Raw genomic sequence first — 7,599 nt, forward strand, 5'->3', positions numbered from 1 at the left:
GCGCTGCGACGGGTATGGCGCCTGAGCGTGGCCACCAGGTGGCCCAGGTCGAAGGGCTTGCCGATGTGGTCGTTCATGCCGGCGGCCAGGCAGGCTTCGCGGTCGGACGCCATGGCGTTGGCGGTCATCGCGATGATGGGCACCGCGGCCAGGCGCGGGTGGAGGCGGATGCTCGCGGTCGCGGCGTAGCCGTCCATCACCGGCATCTGCAGGTCCATCAGCACCGCATCGAAAGGCGGCGCGGCGGCCAGGACGGCGTCCACCCCTTGCCGGCCGTCGTTGGCCAGCGACACGATCGCGCCCTCGTCGCTCAGCAGTTCCTGCGCCACCTGACGGTTGTTGGCGTTGTCCTCGACCACCAGGATGCGCAGCCCGGCCAGGCGGTCCGTGCCGCGAGAGGCCTGGCGCTCGTGCGGTGCGGGCGGTCCATCCCGTGCCGCTTTCGCATCGGTCACGGCGTCGAACAGCATGGAAGCGGTGACCGGCTTGACGAGAAAGCCGCTCAGCAGCGCCTGCTCCTGCGGACTGCGCTGCGCGAGCATTTCGCGGCCGTGGGCGGTCACCATCACCAGCAGAGGCGTGGGCGATGCGCCACCGGCCAATGCACGGATGCGCATGCTGCATTCCCAGCCGTCCATGCCGGGCATCTGCCAGTCCACGAACACCGCTTCGTAGGCGGCGCCGGCCGCGGCGCGGGCCTGCAGCAGGTGCAGGGCCTGCTCGCCGCTGTCCGCCATGTCCGCCTGCCAGCCCAGCGATTGCGCCATGCCGGCCAGCAGCTCGCGTGCCGTTGCGTTGTCGTCGACGATCAAGGCGCGCAGCGGCGAGCGCAAGGCCGCGCCGGCTGCGTTGGCCGCGTCGGCCGCGCCCGCGGCATCGGCGCTGTCCGCCACCGGCACGCGCAGCCGGAAGCCGAAGCTGCTGCCCAAGCCGGGCGTGCTCTGCACGCTCAACGTGCCGCCCATGAGCTCCACCAGCCGCTGCGAGATCGACAGGCCCAGCCCGCTGCCGCCGAAGCGCCGGGTGGTCGAGGCCTCGGCCTGCGAGAAGCCTTCGAAAATACGGGCCTGGTGCTCGGGGGCGATGCCGATGCCGGTGTCGCGCACGCAGATGTCGAGCAGCACGTCGGCTTCGCTGCGCTCCGCCACGCGCAGCCCGATCACCACCTCGCCTTGCGACGTGAACTTCACCGCGTTGCCGGCCAGGTTGATGAGAACCTGCTGCAGCCGAAGGGCATCGCCCAGCAGGCTGCGCGGCACCGAGGGGTCGATGTCGAACAGCACTTCCACGTCCTTGTCGCCCACGGTGGCCGAGAGGATGACCGACAGGTCGCGCAGCAGGTGGTCGATGCGAAAGGGCTGCGGGTCGAGCGCCATCTTGCCGGCCTCGACCTTGGAGAAGTCCAGGATGTCGTTGAGCAGCCCGAGCAGCGAGCGCGCCGCGCCTTCGGTCTTGCCGGCGTAGTCGAGCTGGCGCGCGGTGAGCGGGGTCTTCTGCAGCAGCGCCAGCATGCCCAGGATGGCGTTCATGGGCGTGCGGATCTCGTGGCTCATGTTGGCGAGGAAGCGGCTCTTGGCCACGCTGGCCTGCTCGGCCTGGCGCATGGCGTGGCGCAGCGATTCCTCGTATTCGTTACGCCGGGTCACGTCGTGCGCCACGCCCAGGTAGCCGAGCAGTTCGCCCCGGTCGGTGCGCATCGCCGTGACCACCATCGACACGCTCACGCGGCTGGCGTCCTTGCGCACGTAGCGCCATTCGCGCTCCTGGCCGAGCAGCGCCGCATCCAGCACCAGCGCGGGGCCGCGCACGGGCCGGCCGAGCTGCGCGCTGAGCTCGACGCTGCGCGAGATCACTTCCTCGGGGTCGGAGAAGAGCGCCGGCGTGTGCAGGCCCACCACCTCGCCGGCCGCATAGCCGAGCAGCCGTTCGGCGCCGCGGTTGAAGACGGTGATCTTCAGGTCGGTGCCGGTCGCGATGACGGCCACTTCCGAGGCAGCGTCGAGCACGCTGCGCATGACGGTGTTGCTGCGCCGGATCTCCTCTTCCATCGCATGGCGCGCCGTCACGTCCTGGAAAGTGCCGACCAAACGGATCGGCCGGCCGCCGGCGAACTCGGCCTCGCCCACGGCGCGCACCCGGATGGCGCGGCCCGTGGCGGTGATGAAGTCGAGCTCCAGGTCCCAGGGCCGCGCAGCATCCTCCATCGCGCTGCGCACCGCGCGCTCGATGAGCGGGCGCGACTCGGGGGCGTAGAAGTCCAGGGCCTGCTCGAGCGTGGGCTCGTAGTCGGCCGCGACCTCGCAGATGCGGCGGGTCTGCGCCGACCAGCTCAGCCGCTGCGTGGCCAGATCGAGCTCCCAGCTGCCCACGCCGGCGATGCGGCCGGCCCGCTCGAGGAAGGCCTCGCTTGCGTTGAGTCTCTCCTCGGCCTGCTTGCGGTCGGTGATGTCCATCTGCGTGCCGGCCATCCATTCGGGCCGGCCGTCGGCGGTCCAGGACGACACGCGCCCGCGGTCGAGCACCCAGATCCAGCGGCCGTCGCGGTGGCGCATGCGCGACTCGCACTCGAAGTAATCGAGCTCGCGGCTGAAATGCCGCTCCAGCAGTTGGCCCGAGCGTTTCAGGTCGTCGGGGTGGGCGCGGTCGAGCCAGCTCTGGCTGCTCAGCGGCGCCAGCTCGGCGAGCGAGAAGCCGATCATCTCGGCCCAGCGCTCGTCGCAGCGGTACTCGCCCGTCTGCACGTTCCACTCCCATGTGCCGACGTTGGTGCCTTCCAGGATGTCGGCCAGGCGCTGCTTCTCACGCGCGCGCTCGCCGGCGGCGGCCTTGCTGGCGGTGATGTCGGTCTGCACGGCCATGAAGCCGCTCAGGCGGCCCTGCGCGTCGCGCAGCGGCTGTATGTCGATGTCGAGCCAGTAGTCCTGGCCGCTCTTGCTGCGGTTGAGTATTTCACAGCGCACGCTTTGCTGGGCATCGAGTGCTTGGCGCAGCGCCGCGACCGTGGCCGGGTCGGTCCCTTCGAACTGCAGCAGTTCGCCCGGCGAGCGCCCCAGCGCCTCGGCGAGCGAGTAGCCGGACACGCGCGTAAAGCCCTCGTTGACCCAGGTGATGCGCCGCTCGGCGTCGGTGATGACGACGAGGTTGGAGGTGCGCTCGGCCACCTTGGCCAGGCGGTCGAGATCGGCCGTCATCCGCCCCGCCAGGGCCAGCGCGCGCTCGCGGCCCGCCGCCAGCAGCCACACCGACAGCGCCAGCACGGCGCTGAGCAGCGCACCGCCCAGGCCCACGAGGATAGGCGTGGAGTGGTCGAAGCTGTCCTCGAACTCCCGGTTGCTGCGGACGCGCAGCGTGAGGGCGCGGTCGCCGATCACCATGGCCACGGAGGTTGCGAACAGGCGGCCTGCCTCGTGCGGCCCCGCTGCCGCCCCCGCCGCTCGCTCGCCGTGCCCGGTCTCCTCGGCGGCGTACAAAAGCTTGCCGTCGCCGTTGTCCGAGCCGTCGAAGAGCTCGAAGTCGAGGCGCCGTTCGTTGAGCTCGAAGCTGCCGTCCAGCACCTCGGCCACGATGATCGGCGCGCATAACAGCCCGAGCAGGGCTGCCTTGCGCTGCGCTTGCGTGACAGGATCGCTGCCTTGCCGAAACAGCGGCAGCATGTAGATGAAGCCGGGGCGCTGCTGGCCGTCCTGCACGAGCGCGATGCGCCCGGTGAGGGTCGGCTCGCCGGTGCGGGCGGCGCGGTCGATGGCTTCGCGCCGCACGGCCTCCGAGCCGAGGTCGAAGCCAAGGGCCGCGCGGTTGGCGGGCAGCGGTTCGATGAACTTGATCACATGCAGCTCGGTCGCGTCGCCGCGGGGATGCACGTCGAAGTGCGGCTCGCTGTCGGCCCGCTCCAGGGCGATGAAGCGCTCCAGGTCTTTGCGCAGCACGCGCTGCGCGAAAGCGAACGCGCGCACGCCCGGAAACTCGACCGGTAGGTCGCGCGATTCGACGTACGCGCGGAACTCCGCGCGCTCCACGCTGCGGCTGGCCGCGAAAACGCCGCGGGCGCCCTTCAGGCCGTAGATCGGCTGGTTGATGCGGCGCTCGATCTCCGCTTGCAGCGTTTCGACCTGGCGCTCGAAGCGCGCACGGGCCGCCTGCCGGATGTCCTGGTGCAGCCACCAGGCGCCGGTCGACGTGAGCGCGAAGCCGCCCAGCAGCACGCACACGCTCAGGGCCAGGGGCAGGCGCCACGAGGCGCTGACCTGGCCGGGCCTCTCAGGATCGGCCCGGGAGCGGGCGACCGAGCAGCGCCACAGAACGGCCGGCACGGCCAGCAGGGAGAACAGCAGCAGGTGCAGCAGCGCCAGGGCGGGGGTCGAGGCGCCGCTCGGGGCGGCCAGCCGCAGCACCAGGGCCGAGATCACGGCGGCGAGCGCCGCGGCAAGGAAACTTTCCCGAAGCAGGCCAGGCACGGCAGAGCGCAAATGCATCGGAGTCGATCGTCCCGGGCGCCGGACAGGGCACAGCGTGTCGATGCGACAGCCGCACCGAATCGCATCGAGTATGGGACGTTGAGCCGACGCGCAAGCGCTGAACAGCGCGCCGAGAACAGCTCAGTTCGTCGGATCCGGCAGGATCACGCGCTCGGGCCTCGCTTGAATCGCGCGCGGCGCGTGCGCCGTGCTTGCCGCGTCGGCGTCTACCGGGTTCCCGGCTGGGGCGTGATCGGCGGCACGGTGGTTCCCGGGGACGCCGTCTGCGGCACGGTCCCCGGCGCGGTGGTGCTGCCCGGCGGCAGCGTCGCCGGCGGCACGATGCCCGGGGAGGTCGTCGGCGGTGGCAGCGTACCGGGCACGGTGCCCGGCGGCACGGTGTCGGGAACGGTGCCCGGCAGCGTGCCCGGGCCGGTGGCGTCGGGCGGCACGGTGCCGGGCGGCATGCCCGTGGCGGTGGAGCCGGGCTGCACGCTCACCCCGGGCTGCGGTGCGACCGACGTCGTGCCGGTTCGCCCGCCTTGTGCGGGCGGCGGGGACTGGATGATCGCGCCCGCTTCGGGCGCCGTGGGCGGCGGCGTCGGCATCGTGCCGGTTGCGCCGGTATCGGTGCCGGTGCCGGTGGAGGTCTGGGCGAACGCGGAGCCGGTGACCGCGAGTACCGCGGCGGCGAGCGTGGTGGAAAGCTTCATGAGGTGCCTTTCGACAAGGACAGGGTCCTGGAGTGCGGCAAGTCGCGTTCCTTGCACGAGCCTTCGCCCCCTCCGCCTGCTTGGCCGGTCGGCGCGAGAGTGGTGGTACTGGCTAGCGCCGCGGCTCGTCTGACGAAGGCGGCGTGATCTTCGGCTCGCCCTCGCCGTGAGCCCAGTCGGTGGTGGCACGATCGTCCGGGGTTCCCGCCTTGCGCTCCATGTCGGTGACGACGCGCTCATCATGACGGTCTTGTTGCTCTCCGCTCGACGGCGGCAAGCCGCCCTCCGCGCCGCGCTGTGCCGTCGCAGATTCCTGCTGTTGCGGCCGGCCTCGCTGGCTGCCGGTCTGGCCGGTGTCACGCGGGTCGGCGAAGGGGCCGGCCTGATCGCCCGGCCCACCTTGCACCAGGGAGTCGTCCTGCCGTGGGCTCCTGGCCGCGGTCCTGTCGGTTGTGGGTGTGCTCATGACGCCCTCCTGTCGCATTGCAATCCTGCTGAGCAGCAAAGGTTGTTCCCGGCGCGCTTTGACCCTTGGAGCACGCTGACGAAGCGGCCCACGATGGGTTCCCGCTATGGGCACGTTGCTTGCACTACGTCGGTAGATACCCCTAGCCTAGTCTGGAGCCCCTCATGCGTGCTGCCGTCCTCGGATCAACTCTGGTGCTTTCGCTGTGCTTTGCGGCCCCGACGTGGGGCGGGGAGAGCATCGAGCAGGTGCTCGAACGGTCTCAGCAGATGCAGTTCGATTCGCTGGCCGCGCAGCAAGTGCATGCCGACAGCCGCGAGGCGCGCATCGTGGAGGCCAGCTTCGAGCACCTCCTCACCAAGGTAGGCACGCCGGTGGCGGTGCGCCTGATGGTGGTGCGCGGGCCGATGCTGGCGGTCTGCCTGCTGGGCCGCATCGTCGTTGCCAATGCCTCGTTGGCCGACATGAGCGAAAGCGAGCGCCAGTTCATCCTGGCTCATGAGCTCGGCCATGTGTCGCACGGCCATTGGAACCAGCTCTCGAGCCTGTATCAGAAGTACATCCCCGACGAAGTGGTGCAGCAAAAGACGGATGCTGTCGCCGGCCCGCTCGGCCGTGAGGCTTCGCAACTCGCACACGATCAGGAATACGAAGCCGACGCCTTCGCGCACGACGTGCTGCACCGCATGGGCCAGCCGACCGATACCGCCGAGCTGTTGTTTCGCCGCCTGCCGATGGTCAAGCGCACCGCCACGCACCCCGGGACGCACGATCGACTCGCGCACATCCGTTCGCTGCAGGCGCGCGACAACCACCCGATGGCCGCTCGGTAAACATTGGCAGAAATGCCCGGCTCGGTTTGCGCAGGTCGATCTGCGCGCGATCGGTAGCATCAGGATCGCGTCGCCCGTGCCACGCTGCGCGCCGCCGAGAGCGCCCAGCGTACGACCCAGTAGCCGCTGAAATCCGCCGCCAGCCGCATGCGCTCGTTCAGGGGTAGATCGGCACGCAGGATCTCCCTCAGGCACGCCAGGGTGACGGCGATGCGCTTGTGCGCACTCCAGCGCCACGACTTCGACAGCCCCTCGTGGCTCCATACCTTGCGCACGAGTGGTTGTGGCACGCGCGTAAAGGAGCCGAGCAGGCTCAGGTGCAGCAGCCAGGGCCAGTCCGCGCAGAATTCGCCGCCGAGATGCCGGCGCATGCCGCCCACGCGCAGGGCTGCGGACTTTCTGAACAGGCCGCGGTTGGGCAGCCACCACAGGCCGGTCCGCTGTGCCAGCACGGCCAGCCGCTCCCGTGCGCTGCCCAGGCCTTCGAGATCGGTGTAGCTCATGGGGCGCACCCACGACTCGCTTTCGCCGCGAAAGTCGACGATCGCATCGGTGAAGGCGAGCACCGCGTCGGGAGAGCGTTCCAGCGCTTCGACCAGGGCCTGCACGTAGCCGGGCTCCAGCGGATCGTCGTGGAAGGCGAAGAACACGTACTCGGCCTCGGCATGCTCGAGCAGCCAGTTGACGTTGCCGATCCAGCCGAGGTTGCGTGCTTGCCGATGCACTTCGAACTGCGGGCGGCCTTCGGCGAATCGCCGGCACAGATCGAAGCTGCCGTCGGGCGAAGCGTCGTCGGAAATCAACACCTGCAGGTTCGCGTAGGTCTGCGCGGCCAGCGACTGCAGCGTGGGCTCGATGAAGGTTTCGGCCTTGTACGTGGGCATGCAGGCCACCACGCGAGGTGTGCGTTCGGAGGTGTTCATTGCCGACGCTACAGCGCTTGCAGCACCTTGTCCGCCGCCTGCTGACCGAACATCGGGGCGGTGGTCAGCTTGCCCGGGTCGAGCGAGTGATAGCCGCCGTGGGAGTTGACGCCCACGCGCGTACGGTCGTGCAGGCCGCTGGCGGGGTCGTTCACGTCGGTGCTCCCGTAGCCGACGATGGCGCCCGCATCCACCAGCAGCGGCTCGCAC

The 7,599-nt window shown here is 70.2% G+C and carries 6 protein-coding genes; 1 reads left to right on the forward strand and 5 read right to left on the reverse strand.

Features of this window, described 5'->3' with window-relative positions:
* The 3 genes from H0W38_RS11695 to H0W38_RS11705 all read right to left on the reverse strand — a co-directional run.
* A partial coding sequence (locus H0W38_RS11695) for a CHASE domain-containing protein (RefSeq protein ID WP_292454138.1) occupies nt 1-4,472 on the reverse strand: 4,472 nt, incomplete at its 3' end.
* A 209-nt stretch (nt 4,473-4,681) separates the two neighbouring features.
* Complete coding sequence (locus H0W38_RS11700) at nt 4,682-5,167, reverse strand: hypothetical protein (RefSeq protein WP_292454139.1); 486 nt, start codon at nt 5,165-5,167, stop codon at nt 4,682-4,684.
* Between the two features lie 112 nt (nt 5,168-5,279).
* On the reverse strand, nt 5,280-5,633 hold the full coding sequence (locus tag H0W38_RS11705) for a hypothetical protein (RefSeq protein WP_292454142.1): 354 nt from the start codon (nt 5,631-5,633) through the stop codon (nt 5,280-5,282).
* A gap of 164 nt (nt 5,634-5,797) precedes the next feature.
* Between H0W38_RS11705 and H0W38_RS11710 the strand changes: the two genes are divergently transcribed.
* Nucleotides 5,798-6,466, forward strand: a complete 669-nt coding sequence (locus H0W38_RS11710; protein ID WP_292454143.1) for a M48 family metalloprotease — start codon at nt 5,798-5,800, stop codon at nt 6,464-6,466.
* Between the two features lie 59 nt (nt 6,467-6,525).
* On the opposite strand, the gene H0W38_RS11715 is transcribed toward H0W38_RS11710, so the two are convergent.
* Nucleotides 6,526-7,389 carry a glycosyltransferase family 2 protein gene (locus H0W38_RS11715; protein ID WP_292454146.1) on the reverse strand — a complete coding sequence of 288 codons (864 nt, stop codon included), beginning with the start codon at nt 7,387-7,389 and terminating at the stop codon, nt 6,526-6,528.
* An 8-nt stretch (nt 7,390-7,397) separates the two neighbouring features.
* Nucleotides 7,398-7,599 (reverse strand): hypothetical protein (locus H0W38_RS11720; RefSeq protein WP_292454147.1); only part of this gene is annotated, 202 nt, incomplete at its 5' end.

It is taken from the genome of Methylibium sp. (assembly GCF_013817365.1).
Lineage (GTDB): Bacteria > Pseudomonadota > Gammaproteobacteria > Burkholderiales > Burkholderiaceae_C > Methylibium.